This window comes from Bradyrhizobium sp. 170, from assembly GCF_023101085.1.
GTDB lineage: Bacteria > Pseudomonadota > Alphaproteobacteria > Rhizobiales > Xanthobacteraceae > Bradyrhizobium.
Window position 1 is genome coordinate 5561223 of the sequence record NZ_CP064703.1, and the last position, 21928, is coordinate 5583150.

Genomic DNA, 21928 nt, shown 5'->3' on the forward strand with positions numbered 1-21928 from the left:
GCGGCGGCGATCCGCCAAGCGCGGCCTACTGAACAACAGCCAATAATAATGATCAGGAGGATGGCTCAAAGAAATCCCAGCCAGATAGCAAGGAATTTCGAAGCGCCGGCGTTGAGCGGTCAGCCGTAACGTTTTTCGCTCACGTCGGAGCTACCATCAGCAGCTTACGAAGAGCGAGGATCGATCATGATTACTTTGAAGATTAACGGTGCGCAAAAGAACTGGGATGGCGATCCCGATCTTCCACTCCTCTGGTTCCTCCGCGACGAAATCGGGCTGACGGGCACGAAATACGGCTGCGGCCAGGCGCTTTGCGGCGCCTGTACCGTGATCGTGGACAAGCAGGCGATACGCGCCTGCATCACGTCGGTTTCCGACGTGGTCGGTCGGGAAGTAACGACGATCGAAGGCCTTCATCCGACGGGCGATCACGCGGTTCAGAAGGCCTGGCGACAGCTCAATGTCCCGCAATGCGGCTTTTGCCAGGTCGGCCAGATCATGCAGGCGGCCGCGCTGCTGCTGGAAAATCCAAAGCCCAACCACGATCAGATACGCGAGGCGATGGCGGGTAACATCTGCCGCTGTGGCTGCTATCAGCGCATCGAAAACGCGGTTCACCTCGCTTCGACGGGGGTCTGATCATGAACATTCTCAGCAATCCCAAGAAGCTCCGTGGCTTTGAGCGATACGTCAAGGTCGATAACGTTTCACGCCGCAGCATCCTGAAGGGCCTCGGGCTGGCCGGCGGCTTTGTTTTGGCCGCCCCCGTGATGTCACGCCCCGGCTTTGCCGCGTATAAGACCGGCGCGGGCGAGATGCCGCACGGTACCGTGGTGGACCCGCGCGTGTTCGTCGCGATCGCACCGGACGGCATTGTCACGATCGTCGCGCACCGCGCCGAGATGGGAACCGGCGTCCGCACCAGCCTGCCGATGATCGTTGCCGAAGAGATGGAAGCCGACTGGTCGCGCGTTCGCATCCAGCAGGCGCATGGCGACGAGGTCAAATTCGGCAACCAGGATACCGACGGATCGCGCAGCACGCGTCATTACCTGATGCCGATGCGCCAGATCGGCGCTTCGGCCCGAACGATGCTCGAAGGCGCAGCGGCGAAACGCTGGGGTGTGCCGGCGACCGAAGTGAAGGCGGTCAATCACGAGGTCGTCCACAGTGCGAGCGGACGCCGCATTGGCTTTGGCGATCTGGCAGCCGATGCCGCCAAGGAGTCGGTGCCGAGCGTCGAAGGCCTGAAGCTGAAAGACCCAAAGGATTTCCGCTATCTGGGCAAAGGCCAGATCAGCATGGTCGATCTCCGCGACATCACGGTAGGTACCGCGCGTTACGGCGCCGACGTCCGGCTGGCAGGCATGAAATACGCCGTCATTGCCCGGCCGCCGGTGACCGGGGGCAAGGTCGCGTCGTTTGACGGGGCGGCGGCGATGAAGGTTTCCGGCGTCGAAAAGATCATGGAAGTCAAGGGCTGGCCGTGGCCTTCAAAATTCCAGCCGCTCGGCGGCGTCGCAGTGATCGCGCGCAACACCGGCGCGGCGATCAAGGGCCGCGACGCCCTGAAGATCGTCTGGGACGATGGCGCCAACGGAAAATACGAATCGGTCGCCTACCGGGCCGAACTGGAGGCAGCCGCACGGAAGCCCGGCCTGGTGGTGCGCAAGGAAGGTGACGTAGAGGCCGCCCTGAAGGGCGCCGACAAGGTGATCGTGGGTGAATACTATCTGCCGCATCTCGCCCATGTCGCCATGGAGCCGCCGGTTGCGGTCGCGGACGTCAAGGGCGACAAGGCGGAGATCTGGGGACCAGTGCAAAGCGCGGGCGGAACGCGCGAGGACGTCGCCAAGACGCTTGGCATTCCCCAGGAGAATGTCACCGTCAATGTCACCCTGCTCGGCGGCGGCTTCGGGCGCAAGTCGAAGTGCGATTTCGCCATCGAAGCCGCCCTGCTTTCAAAGGAACTCGGCGCCCCGGTAAAGGTGCAATGGACGCGGGAAGACGACGTTCGCAACGGCTTCCTGCACACCGTCTCGGTGGAACGCATCGAGGCCGGCCTCGACAAGAGCGGCAAGGTGACGGCCTGGCGCCATCGCAGCGTCGCGCCGAGCATCGCCTCGACATTTGCCGACAAAGCGGTGCATCAGGCGCCGTTCGAGCTCGGCATGGGGCTGGTCGACATGCCCTTCGAGATCGCCAACGTCCAGTGCGAGAATCCGGAAGCGGCCGCGCATACCCGCATCGGCTGGTTCCGCTCGGTGTCGAATATCCCGCGCGCCTTTGCGGTGCAGTCGATGGTCGCTGAAATCGCGCATGCCACCAAACGCGACCAGAAGGATATGCTGCTGGAGCTGATCGGTTCGCCCCGGATCGTCAAGCTCGATTCGGTGAAAGACCTCTGGAACTACGGCGAGCCCTATGACAGCTATCCGATCGATACCGCGCGTCTTCGCAAGGTCGTCGAACTGGTCGCCGACAAGGGCGGCTGGGGGCGATCGGTCCCCAAGGGTCACGGGCTCGGCATTGCCGCGCATCGCAGCTTCGTCAGCTACATCGCGACGATCGTCGAGGTGGCCGTTGACGATAAGGGCAAGTTCACCGTGCCGCGGGTCGATACCGCGATAGATTGCGGAACCTACGTCAATCCGGAGCGGATCCAGTCGCAGATCGAGGGCGCTGCGATCATGGGCCTGAGCCTCGCCAAACACGGCGCGGTTACCTTCAAGGATGGCAAGGTGCAACAGGGCAACTTCGACGATTGTCCATTGCTCCGGATCGACGAATCTCCTGCCATAACGAACGTCTACATCGTGCCTGCCGGCCCCGACACGCCGCCCAGCGGCGTTGGCGAGCCCGGCGTGCCGCCCTTTGCGCCGGCGCTGATCAACGCGATCTTCGCCGCGACCGGCAAGCGCATCCGCGCACTGCCGATCGGCAAGCAATTGGAGGCGTAAGAGGAACGTTAGGCCGAACGGACCGTTTCCTTGGTCTGAGAGGAGTTCAGATCGATGAAACCCAACGCAACGGCGCTCGCGGTGTCGCTACTGTCGGGCGTGGTTCTATTGAATGCTCAGGCGGCGACCGCTCAAACGACGTCGCCGCCGAGCGCGACTGCAACGCGGCCGGCGACGACGCCGCCTGGGCAAACCTCCATGCCAAACGAAAGCCCGCCGGCCACGACAACTCAGACCACCGGCGAAGCCAGTCGCGATCCCGTGGTGAAGAAAATGAACGAAGACGAAAAGCAGAAGGTCGACACCAAAGGCAAGTAGCTCCAGCACTGGCAGCCAGGAGCAACAAAGGGAAGGCGAACATTCGTTGGCCGCCCTTTTCTCACCTCCGGTCAATACCGGGCCGGCGCAATGCCTGTCAGTCACTTCCTGACGGCGAACACCCAGACGCCGGCCTGCGGCATGTTGTTCTCGACAGCTGCATTATTGTGGGTCGCCAACACATCCTGGATGCGTTGCCCGTCAACACCTGCGCCAAATACGGCTGCGCCGCAGCGCCCGTCGGCCATACAACTTTGATATAGCCGGTTTTCACAGTCACTAATTCAGCAATGACGGCTGATCGACTACGGTCGCCCGCTATCGATTGGCACGGCGGCCATCAGTTCGGTCGCTGCAAACCCGTTCACTATCCGATGAGGTCTACCGTGATGCGCCTGCCATTGACGATGCTTGCCGTTGCCCTGATCGCCGTCCCCGCGCATGCAAGCGAGCTGACCGGGACACTCCAGAAAGTCAAAGAGACCAACAAGATCATCCTCGGCATCCAGGAAGCCTCGGTGCCGTTCAGCTATCTGGACGGCGACCAGAAGGCGATCGGGTACGCCGTCGACATCTGCATGAAAATCGTGGACGCGGTTAAGCAAGAACTTAAGGTCTCCAACGTGACCGTTGAGACGCTCCCGGTAACGTCTTCCAACCGCATTCCGCTCATGATGAATGGCACCGTCGATCTCGTCTGCTCTTCCACCACCAACAATGCGGAGCGGCAGCGCCAGGTGGCGTTCACGAACTCACATTTTCTGTCCGCGACGCGGTTTGCCGCACGGAAGGCCGACAACATCAGCACGATCGACCAGTTGAAAGGCAAGCCGGTCGTTGCGATATCGGGCTCGACCAACATGGTGCAGCTCAACCAGGTCAATGCCGCCCGCAATCTCGGCGTCACGCCGCTGGCGGCAAAGGATCAGGCGGAAGCCTTTCTCATGCTGGAGACCGGCCGCGCCGCCGCCTACGTCCTCGATGACGTGCAGCTCGCCGTTGCGATCGCAAGGTCGAAAGACCCGTCTGCCTACATCATCAGCGACGAGGCCTTATCCAAGGCCGAACCCTACGGGATCATGCTGCGCAAGGACGATGCACCATTCAAGGCGGTGGCAGACCGTGTGACTGCCAAGCTTTACCGAAGCCCAGAGATCGAGGCGATTTACAAAAAGTGGTTCGAATCGCCGGTCCCGCCCAACGGACTCAATTTCAAGACTCCGATGACAGCAGTGCTGCGCAACGCATATGCGCATCCGTCGGATAGTCCAGACCCCGCAAGCTACGAGCGCTGACGATACGCTGCCGCAGAAGCCGCAGCCTCGATCGGCGCTGCCCGAGGCCTCACACGGCCCTGCTCTCGCCTGTCAGCCGGCGGACGTCACGCCGCCAGAATTTTCTCGGGCGCCGCCGCGGGCAAATTCTGGCTGTCGGCGACCGCGCGGTTGGTGATCTGCCCGCGATGCACGTTGAGGCCGGCGCGCAGATGCGGATCTTCGATCAGCGCGCGGATGCCCTTCCCGGCCAGCGCAAGGCCGAACGGCAGCGTGGCGTTGTTGAGCGCGTGGCTCGACGTCACAGGCACGGCGCCGGGCATGTTGGCGACGCAATAATGCACGATCTCGTCGACGAGATAAGTCGGCGCCTGATGGGTCGTCGGCCGCGACGTCTCGAAGCAGCCTCCTTGGTCGATCGCGACATCGACCAGCACGGCGCGGCGCTTCATGCGGGCGAGCTGCGCGCGGGAGACGAGTTTCGGCGCGCTGGCGCCCGGCACCAGCACCGCGCCAATGACGACGTCAGCGCCGATGATCTCCTCCTCGATCGCTTCCAGCGTCGCGTAGCGCGTGCGAACGCGCCCGAGGAACATCTCGTCAAGGACGCGAAGCCGCGGCAGCGAGCGATCAAGGATGACGATATCGGCGCCGAGACCTGCCGCCATCCTGGCGGCATGCGTACCGACCACGCCGCCGCCGATCACCGCGATCCTGCTCGGAGCGACGCCAGGCACCCCGCCGATCAGCTTGCCCATGCCGTCCGCCGATTTTCGCAAGGCGGCGCCCGCCGCCTCGATGGCCAGCCGTCCCGCCACCTCGCTCATCGGCGCCAGCAGCGGGAGCCCGCCATGCGCATCCGTCACCGTCTCGTAGCCGACCGCGGTGCAGCCGGATGCGAGAAGCCCCTTGGTCTGCGCGGTGTCCGGCGCAAGGTGCAGATAGGTGAAGAGAATCTGGTTCTCGCGAAGCTGGCGCCATTCCGTCGGCTGCGGTTCCTTGACCTTGACCACCATGTCGGCGGTCGCGAAGATCTCGGCTGCCGTGTCCACGATTGCTGCGCCGGCCGAACGGTAGATATCATCGCCGGCGCCAATGCCGAGCCCGGCACCTTGCTCGACGATCACGTCGTGTCCATCCGCCACATATTCCCGCACCGACGCCGGCGTCAGACCAACGCGATACTCCTCGACCTTGATTTCCCTGGGCACACCGATGCGCATGGCCTTGCTCCTGCATTGGAGACTGCTGTCCGATGACATGAAGCTACTCTTGAACGCGCAACGCTTCTCTGCGAATTACGGCTTGCCGGGAGAGATTTACGCAGATATTCTGCGTCTCTATAATGGATATTAGAGAATACTGGCGTGATCGAGCTGGATCGTATTGATCTTCGGATTCTGGCCGAGTTGCTCTCCGATGCGAGGGCGAGCCAGATCGAGCTCGCCGAAAAGGTCGGGCTGTCGCCGACCGCCTGCGCGCGTCGCATTCGTCACCTCGAGGAAACCGGCATCATTCGAGGCTATCGGGCCGACCTCGAGCCGACTGCACTCGGGCTCGTCACGACGGTTGTCGTCACCATCACGCTGGAAAAGCAGAGCGAAGAGTATCTCGCCGCGTTCGAAGCAGCGATCGCCCGTTGCCCCGACGTGGTGTCCTGCCACCTGATGTCGGGCAGCGATGACTATCATCTGCAGGTGATCGCGCGCGACATCGCGGACTTCGAGCGCATCCACAAGCAGCATCTTTCGCGGATGCCCGGCGTCGCGCGCATCCATTCGAGCTTTGCGATGCGCGAAGTGGTTCGCAGGGCGATCCCTGAAACGGCGTTACAGCGTTAGCTCCGCCGATCGTAGTCCCCCCAGAGAAGGTAGGCGCTAACCCGCCTCGGCGGATTTTCCGCCCTTCCCGAACACGCGGCTCGCCAGCACGTCCGACGCCTCGATCGATCGGATATCGTCCGCTGTCAGGACATGATCGAGATCGGCGACGAGGCGATTGGCCTGACGCAGCCGCAGACGATCCAATGCGTTGCGGATCGAGCGCGCGTTGGAGAACAGCGGCTGGTTCTTGCGCAATGCGATGTAGCGAACGAACTCCGCACGCGCATCCGATGTGAATCCGTAGTTCATGTCGTGCAGCATCAGCTCTGCGATGGCGAGCAATTCATCGTCGGCATAATCCGGAAAGTCGATGTGGTGCGCGATCCTCGAACGGAAGCCGGGATTGCTGGCGAAAAACTTGTCCATGCGGTCGCCGTAGCCGGCGAGGATCACCACCAGATCCTCACGCTGCGATTCCATTACCTGCAGCAGAATCTCGATCGCCTCCTGGCCGTAGTCGCGCTCGTTGTCGGGCCGGTGCAGATAATAAGCCTCGTCAATGAACAGCACGCCGCCCATCGCCTTCTTCAGGATCTCCTTGGTCTTGGGCGCGGTGTGACCGATATATTGCCCAACCAGTTCATCGCGCGTGACCGACACCACCTGGCCGCGGCGCACGAAACCGAGCCTGTGCAGGATGCTGGCGATCCGCAGCGCCACCGTCGTCTTTCCGGTTCCGGGATTTCCCGTAAATGACATGTGCAGCGTCGGCGTGCCCGACGCCAGTCCCATGCGCTTGCGGATACGCTCAATCAGAAGCAGCGACGCGATCTCGCGGATACGTGTCTTTACCGGCCTCAAGCCGATCAGTTCGCGGTCGAGCTGCGTTAGTATCTCCTCGATTCCGACGGCTTTGAGTTCGTCGCGGAGATTGACCGCATCCGTCATCGGGGCGATATCCAGATCCATCTGCCAAACCTCAATGCGCTGCACGCATAGTTTCGGAAAAGACTCCGTCGCCGCTTCCGCAGCGACGGAGCAGTGCATCCGGCAGACGCAGGCACGTTCAGGGAGAACTCGTCCGCCGGACCGAACGCGTGCCTAGCCGTAGCGCCGGCCCTCCGGACGATCGGCGGCGTATGATGTGGTCGTGTAGCGGATGTTGCGGCCGGCCATTTCATGCCGATCGAGGCGGAAGCCAGGCTCCTCCTTCGGCCGGTTGACGATGAAGGACAGCCGCACCGATTCCCAGCCGTGACTGGAATCGAACGCCGACAGCCGGATATAGCGCTCGCCATACACCTTGCGGCATTCATTCAGCTCCATCATCACGCCGGCAGCGTCGCGGAGATCGAACATCGGCAGGCCCCACATTTCCCAGAAATTATTGCGGGGATGCGGATCGTCGGTGAATTCGATGTTCACCGCCCAGCCCTGCTTCAGGCAGTACTGGACCTGGCGGGAAATCTGCTCGTCGGTGAGATCGGGCAGGAACGAAAAGCAGCCTTGGGTAATGCGCATGATTTCCACTCCTTACATCGCGACCGAGGGCGTGGGGACGTAGTCCGGCATGTCGGTCGATTCATAGTTGAAGGTGACGTCCTTCCAGACCTCGAGCGCCGCCTTCAACGGCGTGCAGGTCTCCGCCGCCTTGGCGAGAATCTCGGGACCCTCGTGCAGATAGTCGCGGCCTTCATTGCGTGCGAGGATCATCGCTTCCAGCGCCACGCGGTTGGCGGTCGCGCCGGCCTGGATGCCCATGGGATGGCCGATGGTGCCACCGCCGAACTGCAGGATCACGTCTTCGCCGAGATGATCGAGCAGCTGATGCATCTGGCCGGCGTGAATGCCGCCCGATGCCACCGGCATCAGCTTGTTGAGGCTCGCCCAGTGCTGGTCGAAGAACACACCGTGCTCCAGCCGCGCCGGATTGTAGTCCTCGCGGCAAATGTCGTAATAGCCGCGCGTGGTCGCGGGATCGCCTTCCAGCTTTCCGACCACAGTGCCGGCATGGATGTGATCAACACCGGCGAGCCGCATCCACTTGGCGATGACGCGGAATGAGACGCCGTGGCTGCGCTGCCTCGTATAGGTCGAGTGCCCTGCCCGGTGCAGATGCAGGATCATGTCGTTGCGCCGCGCCCATTTGGCCATCGACTGGATCGCGGTGTAGCCAATCACGAGATCGATCATGATGATGACCGAGCCGAGCTCCTTGGCGAACTCGGCGCGCTCGTACATGTCCTCCATGGTACCGGCCGTGACGTTGAGATAGGTGCCCTTGATCTCGCCGGACGCGGCCTGCGCCTTGTTAACGGCCTCCATGCAATAGAGGAACCGCTCCCGCCAGTGCATGAAGGGCTGTGAGTTGATGTTCTCGTCATCCTTGGTGAAGTCGAGTCCGCCTTTCAGCGCCTCATAGACCACGCGCCCGTAGTTGCGGCCGGAGAGTCCGAGTTTTGGCTTCACGGTGGCGCCGAGCAGCGGGCGGCCGAACTTGTCCATCCGCTCGCGCTCCACCACGATACCGGTCGCCGGTCCCTGGAAAGTCTTCACATAGGCCACCGGCAACCGCATGTCCTCGAGCCGCAACGCCTTCAGCGGCTTGAAGCCGAACACGTTGCCGATGATCGAGGCCGATAAATTGGCGATCGAACCGGGTTCGAACAGATCGAGGTCGTACGCGATGTAGGCGAAATACTGTCCCGGCGAGTTCGGCACGGGATCGACGCGGAAGCATTTCGCACGGTATTTCTCCGCCGCCGTCAACCGGTCGGTCCAGACGACGGTCCATGTCGCGGTCGAGGATTCGCCGGCCACCGCTGCGGAGGCTTCGACCGGATCGACGCCGTCCTGCGGCGTCACCCGGAACAGCGCGATAATGTCGGTGTCCTTTGGCTGATAGTCGGGCTCCCAGTAGCCCATCTTCTTGTATTCGAGGACGCCGGACTTGTAGCGATCCTTGCCGCGAACGGTCATCGAGTGCATGTTCATCGTGGTCTCCTCGTGTGGTGGGCGGCGACTGGTCGGGATAGAGGTGGTCATCAGCTCATTCGGCGGCATCGGCCATTCCTCCCATGCGTGGATCGAGCGCGCCCGAGCGGTAGCGCTTTGCCATCTCGGCCAACGGAATGACCTTGATCTGCGAGGCGTGGCCTGCGGTGCCGAATTGCTCGAAGCGTTCTCGGCAAAGATCCCGCAGCGCATCCATCGCCGGTTTCAGGAATTTGCGCGGATCGAATTCGTTTCTGCTTTGCACCGCCACCTTCCGGAACGCGGCGGTCATCGCCAACCGGCAGTCGGTGTCGATATTGACCTTGCGAACGCCATGCCTGATGCCACGGACGATTTCCTCGACCGGCACCCCCCAGGTCTGCGGCATCTCGCCGCCGAATGCATTGAACGCATCCTGCAGCGGCTGCGGCACCGACGACGAGCCGTGCATCACCAGATGCGTATTGGGCAGCCGGCGATGAATTTCCTCCACCACCCGCATCGCAAGAATGTCGCCGTCCGGCTTGCGCGAGAATTTATACGCGCCGTGCGAGGTGCCCATCGCAATCGCCAGCGCATCGACCCTGGTGGCGCGAACGAAATCGACCGCCTGGTCGGGATCGGTCAGCAGTTGATCGTGGCTGACCTCGCCTTCGACGCCGTGGCCGTCCTCCTGCTCGCCCCCGCCATGTTCCAGCGAGCCGAGCACGCCCAACTCGCCTTCCACCGAAGCGCCGATCCAGTGCGCCATGTCGACTACGCGGCGGGTGATGTCGACGTTGTAGTCGTAGCTTGCCGCGGTCTTGGCATCGGCCTTCAGCGAACCGTCCATCATCACGGAGGTGAAGCCGTGCTGAAGCGCGGTGGCGCAGGTCGATTCTTCGTTGCCATGGTCCTGATGCAAGCAGAGCGGAATCTGCGGATGCATCTCCTCCAGCGCGTCGATCATCTTCGCCAGCATGAGATCGTTGGCATAGGAGCGCGCGCCCCGCGAAGCCTGGATGATGACGGGCGCATCGACGGCAGCCGCCGCATCCATGATCGCGAGCCCCTGCTCCATATTGTTGATGTTGAATGCCGGCACGCCGTAAGCGTGCTCGGCGGCATGATCCAGCAATTGCCTCAGGGTAATTCGCGCCATCCGGGCCTCCGTGTCATTGATCGGCGTATGGGTGTCATGCGTAGGTCGCCGCCATTCGCGAGCGTGCGATGCAGCGCAGCGCGGCCTTTGCGACCTCTTCGGCGGTAATGCCGAATTCGCGGTAAAGCGTTTCCGCCGGCGCCGAGGCGCCGAAGCCGGTCATGCCTACAAATTCGCCGCCATCGCCAAGCCAGCGCGCCCAGTCGCCCTCAATCGCGGCTTCGACGCCGACCCTCGGAACGCGTCCCAGAACGGCGGTGCGGTATTCGCGGGATTGCCGGCGAAACAGCTCGAAGCACGGCGCCGAGACGACCGCCGCGCGAACGTTGTCTTTCTCGAGCAGCCTTGCCGCTTCGAGCGCGATCGATAGTTCGGAGCCGGTTGCGATCAAGGTGACGTCGCGACCCTCCTCCGGTTCGACGACGACATAGGCACCGGACGCGACCAGATTGGTTTCGCCCGCAACGTCACGGAACGTGGGGAGCGCTTGTCGCGACAGGCACAGCAACGAAGGACTGGTATCTGCCCGCAACGCGCAGTCCCACGCCTCCGCCGTCTCGACCGCGTCGCCTGGACGGAATACCAGCAGGTTCGGTATCGCCCGCAGCGATGCCAGATGCTCGACCGGCTGATGCGTCGGGCCGTCTTCGCCGAGCCCGATCGAGTCATGCGTCATCACATGAATGACGCGGATCCCCATCAACGCAGCCAGCCTGATCGCAGGGCGGCTGTAATCGGCAAAGCTGAGAAACGTGCCGCCATATGGGATGAAGCCGCCATGCAATGCGATACCGTTCATCGCAGCCGCCATGGCATGCTCGCGGACGCCGTAATGGATATAGCTGCCATCGAAGGCATCGGGCCGCACCGGTTGCTGCGTCTTCGCGCGCGTCAGGTTCGAATGGGTAAGATCGGCCGAGCCACCCAGGAGATTGGGCAGCGCTTCCGCGATCACGTCGATCACCAATTGCGACGCCTGCCGGGTCGCGATTTTCGGCTGTTCGGTGCCGAACCGGGTCCGTATCTGCGCCATCACGTCGGCATATCCACAGGGCAGCTTTCGATTCAGCGCGTCGTGGAACGGCGACCGTCCCATCGTACTGTGGCGTCGGCTGCGCTCGATCCATGCCCGCCGTGCCGCATGTCCTTGTGCACCTATTTCGCGCCAGGCGTCGGCTACGGCTCCCGGAACCTGAAATGGCGCGTGCGGCCAGTCCAACGCGCCGCGCGTCTTCTCGACTTCATCCGCACCGAGCGGCGCGCCATGCGCCTTTTCCGTCCCCTGACGGCTGGGCGCGCCGAAACCGATCACCGTGCGACAGGCAATCAGGGAGGGCCGGCTGTCGTGCCGTGCGTGCCGGATCGCCGCGGCAATCGCCTCGGGGTCATGGCCATCGATCCGGCTCGCCGACCAGCCCGACGCCTTGAAACGCGCGATCTGGTCGTCCGAGCATGACAATGAAGTCGATCCATCGATCGAGATTTCGTTGTCGTCATACAGCACGATCAACCGGCCGAGCTTGAGATGCCCCGCCAGCGAAATCGCTTCCTGGCTGATGCCCTCCATCAGGCAGCCGTCACCGGCGATCACATAGGTGTAGTGATCGACAAGATCGTCGCCGAAGCGCGCATTCATCAGGCGCTCCGCCAGCGCCATCCCGACCGCGGTCGCGATCCCCTGCCCCAGCGGCCCCGTCGTCGTTTCCACGCCGGGCGTATGCCCGTATTCCGGATGGCCGGGGGTTTTCGATCCCCACTGCCTGAACGCCTTCAGCTCGTCCGTCGTCACACCCTGGTAGCCAGTCAAATGCAGCAACGCATACAGCAGCATCGAGCCGTGGCCGGCCGACAATACGAACCGGTCGCGATCCGGCCATGCCGGATCGGAGGCGTCGAATTTAAGAAAGCGCGAAAACAGTACGGTTGCGACATCGGCCATGCCCATCGGCATGCCGGGATGGCCCGACTTGGCGTTTTCGACGGCGTCGATGGCCAGAAAGCGGATCGCATTCGCCATTTCAGCATGCGAGACGACCGGCTGGGTGGCGATACGGGACAGAGCGGATTCGGTCATAGCATGCGCCTCTTGCGTTCCATCAGTTGCAGGATCAGCGGGGTAAGGATGAGCTGCATCGCGAGATCGAGCTTCGATCCGTGGATCACGATCGAATTGGCGCGCGACATGAAACTGTTCGGAATCATCGACAGCAAATAGGGAAAGTCGATGCCGCGCGGATTCTTGAGCCGGATCACCACCATCGACTCGTCGGGCGTCGGTATCCAGCGCGCAATGAACGGGTTTGACGTGTCGACCGTCGGCACGCGCTGGAAGTTGATGTCGGTCTCGGTGAATTGCGGACAGATGTAGTTTATGTAGTCCGGCATCCGCCGCAGGATGGTATCGGTGACCGCCTCGGCGGTGTAGCCGCGGTCGCTGCGGTCACGATGCAGCTTCTGGATCCACTCCAGATTGATGACGGGAACGACGCCGATCTTGAGATCGGCATGCTGCGCGATATTGACCTTGTCGGTCACGACAGCGCCATGCAGACCTTCATAGAACAACAGATCTGATTTCTCCGGCAATGGCGTCCATTCGGTGAATGTGCCCGGGTCTGCGCCATAGAGCTTGGCCTCATCATGATCGTGGACATAGTGCCTGACGGTTCCAGTCCCGGACTCGCCGTAGTCACGGAACAATTTCTCCAGCTCCTCGAACAGGTTTGTTTCCGGACTGAAATGACTGAAATGCTTGTTGCCGCGCTCGGCCTCCTCAGCCATTTTCGTGCGCATCTCAAAGCGGTTGTAGCGGTGGAAGGCGTCGCCCTCGACATAGGCGGCGGCGACCTTCTCGCGCCGGAAGATGTTTTCAAACGTCTTCTTCACCGAGGTCGTGCCGGCGCCGGATGATCCGGTAATCGATATGATGGGATAGCTGCGCGACATCTGCTCTTTCCGGTCAGCGAAACAGGCCGCGCCGCGCGAACAGCGGCGCGTCGCTATTGTCGAACATCGGTTCGATACCTTCATGAATGGCGGCAACGTCGCGAACGCCGCGCATCGACCCCATGATCAATGGCACCCGCTGGTGTGGTGTTTTCGCCGACAGCTCGAGAATGCGCCGGCGGCCGGTGGACGCTGCGCCGCCCGCCCACTCCATCACAAGGGCCATCGGATGCGCTTCGTAAAGCAGGCGAAGCCGTCCGTCGCGATATCCCGGCCGCGCGTCGGCCGGGTACAGGAACACGCCGCCACGGACGAGAATGCGAAGCGACTCCGCGACCAGCGAGCCGATCCAGCGCATATTGAAATCAGCCGAACCGTTGCCGCTTGTGCCGGCGAGGCAATCGTCGATGTAGGCCCGCACCGGCCCATGCCAGTGCCGCTGGTTCGACGCGTTGATGGCAAATTCAGGCGTGTTGGGCGCAATCCTCACGCGGCGCGCGATCAGCAGGAATTCCCGGGCGCGCCTGTCCAGAATGAAGATGTCGACACGCTCGTCGAACGCCAGAACCAGCGTGGTTTGAGGGCCGTAGACCACGAAACCCGCCGCACATTGTGCCGTCCCAGGCTCGAAGAAAGTGGAGATGATGTCGTTGCCACGCGAGCGTATCGAAAAGATGGTTCCGACCGAGATGTTGTTCTCGAGGTTGGCCGACCCGTCGAGCGGATCGATGGCGACGCAGAGAGATGCCTCGGCATTGAGCACTTCTGGCAGATCCAGTTCCTCGGACAGGACGGCAGCGACCGGGGTAGCGCGTAGCGCCGCGCGCATCATCGCGTCGGCGGCGAGGTCGATATCCTTCTGATGGTCGCCATCGGAATTGACGCCACGGGTTCGTCCGGTAATGCCCGCCAACGGTCCATCGGCGATGAGATCGGAAAGGTCGATCGCAGCAGTGGCAATCGCCTCGATCACAGCGGCCACGGCGGGGCCGGTCGGCGTCTCCGACCCTGCATGATCGAGATGCGAGCATAGGGTTATGCGTGCGTCCATGGCCGTTCCCCGATTGGCGCCCTCTTCGGGGCCCCTCCAACGCGTCATGCCGATCGGCACTCCGCCCCTCAAGAACACCCCAGTTTGCAAAATTAGTGAAATTTTCTTATCTTTGGGTTTGGCAAAGTTTTTCTTATATTGGTGGACCATGGCAGGCAGGTTTCCGCGGGAATTGACCATTCGCCAGTTGCGCGCGCTCGCAGCCGTTCACCGGGATCGGTCGGTTACCGCCGCCGCCAAGCACCTGCATCTCACGCAGCCGGCCGTCACGCTGCAGATCCGCAATCTGCAGGAGCTTGCAGGTCTGCCGCTGATTCAGCGCACCAGTGACGGGATGCTGTTGACCGACGCCGGGCGGGAGGTGCTCTCGCTCTCCGAGCGTATCGAAGCGGCGATTGCGGACTGCGAGACCTCGCTCGAGATGATGGCGGGAAAGACCGCGGGCCGCATCTCCATCGGCGCCGTCAGCACCGCGAAATATTTCGTGCCGTTCATGATCTCCGGATTCTCAAAACGCCATCCGAACATCGATGTTGCGCTCTCGATCGGAAACCGGCAGGAGATCGGCACGGCGCTACGCGGCTACGATCTCGATTTCGCGATCATGGGCCGCCCACCGGCTGATATCGACATGGACGTCCACCCGATCGGCGATCACCCCCATGTCATTATCGCGCCGACGAGCCATCGCCTGGTGCGAAAATCCCGCATCCCGCTGAGCGACCTTGCTGACGAAACATTCCTGACGCGCGAGCCCGGCTCCGGCACGCGCGGCCTGATGGAGCAACTATTCGAAACGGCGCGCATTCGGCCGAAAATCGGCATGGCGATGGACAGCAACGAGACGATCAAGCAGGCTGTGATCGCCGGCCTCGGAATTGCATTCATTTCGGCGCACACCGTCGCTACCGAACTCGATGAGCGGCGGCTGGTTACGCTCGACGTGGTTGGCCTTCCCGTTATCAGGCAATGGTTCGCCCTTTCCCGAAAGGACAAGATTTTGCTGCCGCCGGCACGCGCCATGCTGGAGTTCCTCAGCGCACGCGGCGCGCAATTCCTGCCGCGAACCCATGGCAGGATAAGGATCACCCGCACGTCGGCGCGCAGCAGGCGCCGATAGCGCGATATGCGAACGCCGACGGACTGGCTGAACGCCAAACTGGTCAGCCTGACAATGACAGCAAGCAGCGCGCTTCATACTCATTTCGCGATGGGCCCTTCACCGCGGCCGGTCGCCTCTACCCTTTCCCCTCTCAGACTTTAGTTGGTGAGCCCTGCCGGCCCACGTGACCACACGTTTCCGCAGCCACGCACGACCCATGGAGCGCGCGCGCAGGTTGACTTCTTGCCATATTCTCCAAATACTTGACCGAGAACTGGAAGAACCGGTCCCGGCGATAATAATAATCAGTGGGAGGACACGATGCCGACTTCACGCAGAACGCTGCTGAAGACTTCCGCGGCTGCCGCCGCCGCATTCAGCCTCGATTGGACACGCGCGCAGGCACAAGCCGAGACGGTGCGCATCGGCCTGATCTACGACTTGACCGGGCCCTTTGCTGCCGGCGGGTCGGTCGCCTCCTCGATCGGCGCGCAGATTGCCATTGACCTCGTCAACGAGAAGGGCGGCATCGGCGGCAAGTACAAGGTTTCCCCCATCGCCGCCGATTCCCAGAGCAAACCCGACGTTGCGATCAACGAGGCCAATCGCCTGATCGACCAGGAGAAGATCGACATCATCAACGGCGTCTATGCGAGCTCGCACGCGGTCCCGCTCGCCGCCAAGGTCGAGCAGCAGAAAAAAATCCTCTGGATCACGACCGCGGTTTCGACCGCCGTGTTCAAGGACAAGAACCTGCAATACGTCTTCCGCGCGCAGATTCATTCCGACCAGTATGGCCAGGCCTTTGCGGGCTTCATCAACGAGCACGCCAAGACCAAGCTCGGCATGGACCCCAAGGACGTCAAGGTCGCGCTGATACATGAGGACGGCCCCTATGGGGTCGGCGTCGCCGCCGCCGACGAAGCTTATTCCAAGGAAGCCGGCCTTCAGGTCGTGCTCAGGGAAGGTTATTCAGCGTCCGCGCCCGACCTCTCAGTGCTGGTGACCAAGCTCAAGCGTGCCCGGCCAGATGTCATCTCGCACGCGGGATACAATCCCGATATCACCCTGTTCCTTCGCCAGGCGCGCGAGAACGGCCTTAAGTTCAAGATGCTGTTCGGCGCCGGCGCGGGCTATAGCCAGCTCGACAAGCTGCGGGCGACGTTCGCCGCCGATATCGACAATTTCTGCAACATCGATCCGGTGCCGGCGCAATTGCTCGATGCTTCGAAACTCGCGCCCGGGATCGGCGATCTCACCAAAATCATGATCGCGCGCTACAAGGAGAAAACCGGCGCGACCGACGTTCCGCCGCACTGCTCGATGGGCTTCAACCAGACCTGGATCCTGCTCAACCACGTGCTGCCCGTCGCCAAGGAGAAATACGGCGGTTTCGATCCCGAGGCAATTCGCAAGGCGGCGCTCGACGTCGACATCGCGCCGGGCGGCACCATCCAGGGCTACGGTGTAAAATTCTATCGGCCCGGCACGCCGCTCTCCGGCCAGAACGAGCGCTCGACCCCGGTCGTGATGCAGAATGCCGGCGAGCATATCTCGGTGGTTTGGCCGACCAACATAAGGACACAGGACCCGGTGTTCCCGCTGCCGAAATCGTCGGTCTACGCGGCGTAGGGTTCGTCTCTCACCCACCGTGTTCGCGAAAGCAGTCCCTCACCCCGCAAGTGCGGGGCGAGGGAAAGATCAAGTCACAGCGTGACGCGGCGGCCCTCTTCGGCGGCCCAATAGCCGGCGTAGTTGACCTTGATGGTCTCAAAAGCCAGCGCAAGATCGGAAAGCGGTTGCCGGCTGGTCGCGACGCATTCCATGAAGTCCTGGATTTCCTGGACGTAGCCGCGCGTCCATTCCTCCTCGATGCAGACATATTGCCAGCCGGTCTTCCGGTCGACCTTCTCGGTGATGTAGACGCTTGCGAGCTTCTCCTCGCTGGTCTGATAGCTCATCATATGTGTGTTCGGCGTGATGTTGGCGAATAGCGCGCCGCTGCTGGTATAGGTTTCGATCAGGTTGCGCACGCCGCCGAGGATCATGTCGCCGGAAAAAACCGTGGCCTTGGTGCCGTCGGAGAAGGTGGCCGTGAGCATGCCCCAATCCTCGACATCGACGGGATTGGCCTTGAGCACGGCACGTTCGTCGGTGCGCAGGCACGCCGTAACGTTGCCGACGTCACACGTCACGCTTGCGACGCTGATCGCCTCGCCGCGCGCCTTCGCCTCGACCTGCTTGAGGTAGAGTACCGCCGAGAGCGGATGGCATCCCATGCGGATCAGCGAGCCGCCGCCGGTCATCGCCCATTGCGCGGCGTGCGCAGCATGCGAGCCGGAGTGACTCTCCTCCCCCTTCATGAACAGAATTTTGTCTTTGGTGGCCTTGAGGATCTCCACGGTCTTGGTCACCGCCGGCGCGTAGATCCAGTCCTCCGCATACATGAAGAGCCGGCCCGTCTGGTTGATCGCCGCGCGGGTATTCTCCATTTCCTCCAGCACGCGCTCATACATCAATGCCTTCGGCACATGCTTGCCGATCGGCGCTTTGTCGCCGTCCCGGCCGAAATAGCCGGCGAACGGCTTTTCGCAGATGACGTGCTTACCGGCCTGCATCGCATCGACGATCATCGACGTGTGCAAATTGGGTGGCGTGCAGATATCGATGACATCGATATCAGCGTCCGCGATCAAGTCGCGAAAGCTGCGATACGCCGTCGGGATCTGGTGGCGACGGGCAAACTCGATGACGTGATCGCCCCTGGCTGCAACGGCCCTGACTTCGACATCCACGCCGTAAACACGCCGGTAGGCATGCATGTGCAGCTCGGACACGAAGCCGCAGCCAGCCAGGCCGATCCTGATTTTCGCCATGGCGGAGTGCCTTCCGGTTGTCGCGGCTCGGGCTAATTGCTGCTTCGGCTGACGCTCTTGCGGCGCATCAACGCGGCGAACAGCTCGGTCAGGCCGAACTGCCAGGGTTCGCAATCTCCGCTGTGGCGCATCCGGTTGGTCAGCCGGCCGAGTTTCGGCGTGGCGACCGTGACCAGGTCGCCTTCCACATGGGTGAATCCCTGCCCCTTCGCGGCACGGTCCTGGATCGGGGCAAACATCGTGCCCAGGAACAGCACGAAACCGTCGGGATATTGATGGTTCTCGTTGATCGTCTGCCCGACGATGTCGGCCGGATCCCGGCTGATCTGGGTCAGCGAGGAAGCGCCGTGCAGCACGAAGCCTTCCGGCCCCTTTACTTCCAGCGATATCTCCATTCTCCGCACGTCATCGAGCGTGAAGCTTTCATCGAAGAATCGCACGAACGGCCCGATGGCGCAGGACGCGTTGTTGTCCTTGGCCTTGGACAACAGCAGCGCCGAGCGTCCCTCGAAGTCGCGCAAATTGACATCGTTGCCAAGCGTGGCGCCGACGATGCGGCCGTCGCTCGTCACCACCAGCACCACCTCGGGCTCCGGATTATTCCAGGTCGATTTCGGATGCAGACCCGCATCCACACACGTGCCCACCGCCGACAGCACGGGAGCCTTGGTAAACACCTCGGCATCCGGCCCGATGCCGACTTCGAGATACTGGCTCCAGGCATTCTGGGAAACCAGCACGTCCTTCACATGCTGCGCTTCGGCCGAGCCCGGCTTCAACCGCGACAGGTCGGTGCCGACAATCCGGGTCACCTCGGCCCGGATGGCTTGCGCCGAATCCGGATTGCCCCGCGCCCGCTCCTCGATCACCCGCTCCAGCATCGATACGGCGAACGTGACGCCGGCGGCCTTGATCACCTGCAGATCGATCGGGGCGAGCAGCCATGGCCTGGTCGGATCGCGGCTGTCGGGCGGCGTGTTGTTCAACAGATCCTGCAGCGTCCCTACCCGTTCGCCATGCGAGGCGCGCAGCGCCCGCGCCGGATCGGCGGCAGCGGCAAGCTGGCTGGCGGTGGGAAATTCGTCGGTGATGTCGAACACACCGTCCTGACGGATCGCAACCACCGACGGACCGGCAAGATCGGGACGCCAGATCCGCCCCATCAGCGCGGCGCCGGCGAAATCGTCGGGTAGAATGAATGCGGCGTCTGTGGCGATCGGCATGGTGGGGAATCCTTCGCGAGGTCACGTCTGTGCGGTCAGGGCAGCATCGTCCATAGAAGGGAACCGCGCGACGGGTCAACACCCCAAGAGATGCCTGCCTTCACATTTGCGGCTGCCGCGACAAAGCTCATCGCGCCGCAGCATGCAAAATCAGACGTTCGGGCAAGTGCAGCCGATTGTGCACACGCCGCAACCTGCCATGGACGGCATCGCGACCGAGCAAGGAACTCAGGGGGTCGGTGTCTGAGAATTGTGCGCGGGACGGTCGCGCCAGAGAGCAGCCTGGCCGGGATGGCTGCACGACCTTTATTGGCCGGGCAGGCTTTCACCCGCCGGCATCAACGAAGAAGTTGTACGACCTGCGGTGCGGCACCCCGCTCCGCTGATGGCGGGCGGCCATCAGCGGAGTTTGGAATCGCGAGGATCAGGCTGACGCCTGCTTCAAGCAGCCTTCAAGCCGCCTTGGCCTTGGACTTTGCCACATGGCTCGAGATCGCATCCATCAAGGGCGGCGACAGGCAATCATAGGGCTCGAGCCCAAGCTCCTTCAGCCGCCCCCTGATTCCGTCCATCTCGCCCGGTTGGACGCCGGACTCCAGCACGGACGACACGAACGCGGCAAACCCCGGAGCCGCTGATCCAGCTTCCTGGAACAGTTCAGGATGGATGAAGTCGAGGCCGTAGAATGGATGCCCGGTGTTCTCGATCCGGCCGTACATATGCGTACCGCAGGCCTTGCAGGCATAGCGCTGGATCGTCGCCGACGCGTCGACAATCTGCAGCTTGTCGCCGTTCTCTGTCACCTTCACATTGTCGCGCGGGACCACGGCGACAACGGAGAAGATCGCCCCTTCGGGCTTCCAGCACTTGGTGCAGCCGCAGGCGTGGTTGTGGGCCACATCGCCCTTGATGGCGACCTTGACCGGCTTATCGCTGCATTTGCAGACAAGCGTGCCGCCGGCGAAACTGCCGGTCCCCTTTTTTACACCGCTGTCAATCGATGGGTGGATATGAACAGTCATGGGCTTATCCTCCTTGTGTTTGAAGTTCTCCAATCAGAACACGACAACCGAGCGGATCGATTTGCCCTGGTGCATGAGATCGAATCCGTGGTTGATCTCGTCCAGCTTGAGGACGTGTGTGATCATCGGATCGATCTCGATCTTTCCGTTCATGTACCAGTCAACGATTTTCGGCACATCCGTGCGGCCGCGCGCCCCGCCAAAGGCCGTGCCCTTCCAGACGCGGCCGGTCACCAACTGGAACGGCCGGGTGGCGATTTCCTTGCCGGACTCCGCGACACCGATAACGACCGAGACGCCCCAGCCGCGATGGCACGCTTCGAGGGCCTGCCGCATCACGGTGGTGTTGCCGGTGCAGTCGAAGGTGTAGTCGGCGCCGCCGTCGGTAAGCCCGACCAGATGCTGGACGATGTCGCTGACCTTGGTCGGGTTGACGAAATGCGTCATGCCGAAACGGCGACCCCAATCCTCCTTGGAATCGTTGATGTCAACGCCGACGATCTTGTCGGCGCCTACCATCTTCGCGCCCTGGATGACGTTGAGTCCGATGCCGCCGAGACCGAATACGACGACGTTGGCGCCCGGTGTCACCTTGGCTGTATTGACTACGGCGCCAACGCCCGTCGTCACCCCACAACCGATGTAGCAGCTCTTGTCGAAGGGCGCGTCCTCGCGAATCTTTGCCACTGCGATCTCCGGCAGCACGGTAAAGTTCGAGAAGGTCGAGCAGCCCATATAGTGGTAGATCGGCTTGCCCTGATAGCTGAAGCGTGAGGTGCCGTCCGGCATCAACCCCTTGCCCTGGGTGGCGCGGATGGCGGTGCAAAGATTGGTCTTGCCGCTCAGGCAGCTTTTGCACTGGCGGCATTCCGGCGTGTAGAGCGGTATCACGTGATCGCCTGCCTTGACCGACGTCACGCCCGGCCCTACTTCGCGGACGATGCCCGCGCCCTCATGACCGAGGATCGACGGAAAGATTCCTTCGCTGTCGAATCCATCGAGCGTGTAGGCGTCGGTGTGACAGATTCCGGTCGCCTTTATCTCGACGAGGACCTCGCCGGCCTTCGGGCCTTCCAGATCGACCTCAACAATTTCAAGAGGCTTTTTGGCCTCGAACGCGACAGCAGCGCGGGTCTTCATCTTAAGCTCCACATCTTCTTTTCAAGTCGCTGCACGGACCTGCCGGAACGCGCGCCTC

19 protein-coding genes are annotated in these 21928 nt (G+C 62.3%); 7 read left to right on the forward strand and 12 right to left on the reverse strand.

The features are described 5' to 3' along the window. The first annotated feature begins 186 nt into the window (after positions 1–186). The 4 genes from IVB05_RS25835 to IVB05_RS25850 all read left to right on the forward strand — a co-directional run bounded on the left by IVB05_RS25835 (position 187) and on the right by IVB05_RS25850 (position 4573). The gene (locus IVB05_RS25835; RefSeq protein ID WP_247778754.1) at positions 187–639 is read left to right on the forward strand and encodes a (2Fe-2S)-binding protein; all 453 of its coding nucleotides are present in this window, start codon (positions 187–189) and stop codon (positions 637–639) included. Between the two features lie 2 nt (positions 640–641). After that, positions 642–2960 carry a molybdopterin cofactor-binding domain-containing protein gene (locus IVB05_RS25840; protein ID WP_247778756.1) on the forward strand — a complete coding sequence of 773 codons (2319 nt, stop codon included), beginning with the start codon at positions 642–644 and terminating at the stop codon, positions 2958–2960. Positions 2961–3014: 54 nt separating this feature from the next. Then, positions 3015–3278 carry a hypothetical protein gene (locus tag IVB05_RS25845; protein WP_247778757.1) on the forward strand — a complete coding sequence of 88 codons (264 nt, stop codon included), beginning with the start codon at positions 3015–3017 and terminating at the stop codon, positions 3276–3278. A gap of 389 nt (positions 3279–3667) precedes the next feature. Continuing rightward, positions 3668–4573: an amino acid ABC transporter substrate-binding protein gene (locus IVB05_RS25850; RefSeq protein WP_247778758.1), complete on the forward strand. Its 906-nt coding sequence runs from the start codon at positions 3668–3670 to the stop codon at positions 4571–4573. 86 nt (positions 4574–4659) lie between these two features. Here the strand turns inward: IVB05_RS25850 and ald are convergent, their stop codons facing one another. After that, a complete protein-coding gene (ald, locus tag IVB05_RS25855; protein WP_247778760.1) occupies positions 4660–5775 on the reverse strand; it encodes an alanine dehydrogenase in 1116 nt (371 codons plus the stop codon). A 147-nt stretch (positions 5776–5922) separates the two neighbouring features. Between ald and IVB05_RS25860 the strand changes: the two genes are divergently transcribed. Then, complete coding sequence (locus IVB05_RS25860; protein WP_247786929.1) at positions 5923–6393, forward strand: Lrp/AsnC family transcriptional regulator; 471 nt, start codon at positions 5923–5925, stop codon at positions 6391–6393. Between the two features lie 36 nt (positions 6394–6429). Here the strand turns inward: IVB05_RS25860 and cbbX are convergent, their stop codons facing one another. The 7 genes from cbbX to IVB05_RS25895 form a co-directional block, all read right to left on the reverse strand. Continuing rightward, positions 6430–7344, reverse strand: a complete 915-nt coding sequence (gene cbbX, locus IVB05_RS25865; RefSeq protein ID WP_247778761.1) for a CbbX protein — start codon at positions 7342–7344, stop codon at positions 6430–6432. 132 nt (positions 7345–7476) lie between these two features. Then, positions 7477–7896 (reverse strand): ribulose bisphosphate carboxylase small subunit, encoded by a 420-nt coding sequence (locus IVB05_RS25870; protein WP_247778762.1) that lies wholly within the window; start codon positions 7894–7896, stop codon positions 7477–7479. Between the two features lie 12 nt (positions 7897–7908). Then, a complete protein-coding gene (locus tag IVB05_RS25875; protein ID WP_247778763.1) occupies positions 7909–9369 on the reverse strand; it encodes a form I ribulose bisphosphate carboxylase large subunit in 1461 nt (486 codons plus the stop codon). A 55-nt stretch (positions 9370–9424) separates the two neighbouring features. After that, positions 9425–10510, reverse strand: coding sequence for a class II fructose-bisphosphate aldolase (gene fba, locus IVB05_RS25880; protein ID WP_247778764.1), 1086 nt, complete (start codon positions 10508–10510; stop codon positions 9425–9427). Between the two features lie 34 nt (positions 10511–10544). Beyond that, a complete protein-coding gene (gene tkt / locus IVB05_RS25885; RefSeq protein WP_247778765.1) occupies positions 10545–12584 on the reverse strand; it encodes a transketolase in 2040 nt (679 codons plus the stop codon). Next, complete coding sequence (locus IVB05_RS25890) at positions 12581–13456, reverse strand: phosphoribulokinase (protein WP_247778766.1); 876 nt, start codon at positions 13454–13456, stop codon at positions 12581–12583. Before IVB05_RS25890 ends, tkt begins: the two co-directional genes overlap by 4 nt. A 13-nt stretch (positions 13457–13469) precedes the next feature. Beyond that, positions 13470–14507: a class 1 fructose-bisphosphatase gene (locus IVB05_RS25895; RefSeq protein WP_247786931.1), complete on the reverse strand. Its 1038-nt coding sequence runs from the start codon at positions 14505–14507 to the stop codon at positions 13470–13472. A gap of 148 nt (positions 14508–14655) precedes the next feature. Here IVB05_RS25895 and IVB05_RS25900 point away from each other — a divergent pair, with 148 nt between their 5' ends. Continuing rightward, on the forward strand, positions 14656–15627 hold the full coding sequence (locus IVB05_RS25900) for a LysR family transcriptional regulator (protein WP_247778768.1): 972 nt from the start codon (positions 14656–14658) through the stop codon (positions 15625–15627). A gap of 303 nt (positions 15628–15930) precedes the next feature. Continuing rightward, the gene (locus IVB05_RS25905; RefSeq protein WP_247778769.1) at positions 15931–17241 is read left to right on the forward strand and encodes an ABC transporter substrate-binding protein; all 1311 of its coding nucleotides are present in this window, start codon (positions 15931–15933) and stop codon (positions 17239–17241) included. Positions 17242–17315: 74 nt separating this feature from the next. Here the strand turns inward: IVB05_RS25905 and IVB05_RS25910 are convergent, their stop codons facing one another. From IVB05_RS25910 to IVB05_RS25925, 4 genes are all read right to left on the reverse strand, one after another. Next, a complete protein-coding gene (locus IVB05_RS25910) occupies positions 17316–18485 on the reverse strand; it encodes a Gfo/Idh/MocA family oxidoreductase (protein WP_247778770.1) in 1170 nt (389 codons plus the stop codon). Between the two features lie 32 nt (positions 18486–18517). Further along, a complete protein-coding gene (locus tag IVB05_RS25915) occupies positions 18518–19708 on the reverse strand; it encodes a fumarylacetoacetate hydrolase family protein (RefSeq protein ID WP_247778771.1) in 1191 nt (396 codons plus the stop codon). Positions 19709–20160: 452 nt separating this feature from the next. Then, on the reverse strand, positions 20161–20730 hold the full coding sequence (gene gfa / locus IVB05_RS25920) for an S-(hydroxymethyl)glutathione synthase (protein WP_247778772.1): 570 nt from the start codon (positions 20728–20730) through the stop codon (positions 20161–20163). Between the two features lie 33 nt (positions 20731–20763). Continuing rightward, positions 20764–21870 (reverse strand): S-(hydroxymethyl)glutathione dehydrogenase/class III alcohol dehydrogenase, encoded by a 1107-nt coding sequence (locus IVB05_RS25925; RefSeq protein WP_247778773.1) that lies wholly within the window; start codon positions 21868–21870, stop codon positions 20764–20766. Positions 21871–21928 lie beyond the last annotated feature (58 nt).

Bases quoted from the DNA above. Each gene is read 5' to 3' on its own strand.
- IVB05_RS25835 (WP_247778754.1), top strand. From the start codon at position 187: ATGATTACTTTGAAGATTAACGGTGCGCAAAAGAACTGGGATGGCGAT.
- IVB05_RS25840 (WP_247778756.1), top strand. From the start codon at position 642: ATGAACATTCTCAGCAATCCCAAGAAGCTCCGTGGCTTTGAGCGATAC.
- IVB05_RS25845 (WP_247778757.1), top strand. From the start codon at position 3,015: ATGAAACCCAACGCAACGGCGCTCGCGGTGTCGCTACTGTCGGGCGTG.
- IVB05_RS25850 (WP_247778758.1), top strand. From the start codon at position 3,668: ATGCGCCTGCCATTGACGATGCTTGCCGTTGCCCTGATCGCCGTCCCC.
- ald (WP_247778760.1), bottom strand. From the start codon at position 5,775: ATGCGCATCGGTGTGCCCAGGGAAATCAAGGTCGAGGAGTATCGCGTT.
- cbbX (WP_247778761.1), bottom strand. From the start codon at position 7,344: ATGGATCTGGATATCGCCCCGATGACGGATGCGGTCAATCTCCGCGAC.
- IVB05_RS25870 (WP_247778762.1), bottom strand. From the start codon at position 7,896: ATGCGCATTACCCAAGGCTGCTTTTCGTTCCTGCCCGATCTCACCGAC.
- IVB05_RS25875 (WP_247778763.1), bottom strand. From the start codon at position 9,369: ATGAACATGCACTCGATGACCGTTCGCGGCAAGGATCGCTACAAGTCC.
- fba (WP_247778764.1), bottom strand. From the start codon at position 10,510: ATGGCGCGAATTACCCTGAGGCAATTGCTGGATCATGCCGCCGAGCAC.
- tkt (WP_247778765.1), bottom strand. From the start codon at position 12,584: ATGACCGAATCCGCTCTGTCCCGTATCGCCACCCAGCCGGTCGTCTCG.
- IVB05_RS25890 (WP_247778766.1), bottom strand. From the start codon at position 13,456: ATGTCGCGCAGCTATCCCATCATATCGATTACCGGATCATCCGGCGCC.
- IVB05_RS25895 (WP_247786931.1), bottom strand. From the start codon at position 14,507: ATGGACGCACGCATAACCCTATGCTCGCATCTCGATCATGCAGGGTCG.
- IVB05_RS25900 (WP_247778768.1), top strand. From the start codon at position 14,656: ATGGCAGGCAGGTTTCCGCGGGAATTGACCATTCGCCAGTTGCGCGCG.
- IVB05_RS25905 (WP_247778769.1), top strand. From the start codon at position 15,931: ATGCCGACTTCACGCAGAACGCTGCTGAAGACTTCCGCGGCTGCCGCC.
- IVB05_RS25910 (WP_247778770.1), bottom strand. From the start codon at position 18,485: ATGGCGAAAATCAGGATCGGCCTGGCTGGCTGCGGCTTCGTGTCCGAG.
- IVB05_RS25915 (WP_247778771.1), bottom strand. From the start codon at position 19,708: ATGCCGATCGCCACAGACGCCGCATTCATTCTACCCGACGATTTCGCC.
- gfa (WP_247778772.1), bottom strand. From the start codon at position 20,730: ATGACTGTTCATATCCACCCATCGATTGACAGCGGTGTAAAAAAGGGG.
- IVB05_RS25925 (WP_247778773.1), bottom strand. From the start codon at position 21,870: ATGAAGACCCGCGCTGCTGTCGCGTTCGAGGCCAAAAAGCCTCTTGAA.